The organism is Herbaspirillum sp. UBA812 (assembly GCF_002296545.1).
GTDB lineage: Bacteria > Pseudomonadota > Gammaproteobacteria > Burkholderiales > Burkholderiaceae_D > Herbaspirillum > Herbaspirillum huttiense.
In genome coordinates this window covers 7,768-8,152 of record NZ_DBIC01000090.1, presented here as the reverse complement: position 1 = coordinate 8,152, position 385 = coordinate 7,768, and the positions used below count along the sequence as shown (strand labels likewise).

The window sequence follows — 385 nt, the reverse complement described above, 5'->3', positions numbered from 1 at the left end:
GGAGAACAGGCCCAGCCAGGATTCACGGCCGGAGATGCCGGAAGCCTGCAGGTTCTGCGGCAGGCCGTCGGACTGCAAGCCACCCAGGCGGCGCAGCGCATTCATCATCGGCACCCTGGAGCCCATCAGGGCTGCGGCACCGGCGTCGGCGCGGTATTCGCGCTGGCGCGAGAAGTACATCACGATGATGCTGGCCAGGATGCCGAAGACGATTTCACAGACGAACACGGTGACCATGTAGCCGATGCCGGGGCCGCTGTTTTCTTCGTTGTTGCGGCGCAGGAAGGAGTCGACGAAGTAGCCGACGATGCGCGCGAAGAACATCACGAAGGTGTTGACCACGCCCTGGATCAGGGTCAGCGTGACCATGTCGCCGTTGGCGATG

The 385-nt window shown here is 63.6% G+C and carries 1 protein-coding gene; it reads right to left on the bottom strand.

All coding sequences use genetic code 11. From position 1 onward, the window contains the following. A partial coding sequence (locus B3873_RS05985; RefSeq protein WP_286864621.1) for a M48 family metalloprotease occupies positions 1 to 385 on the bottom strand: 385 nt, incomplete at both ends.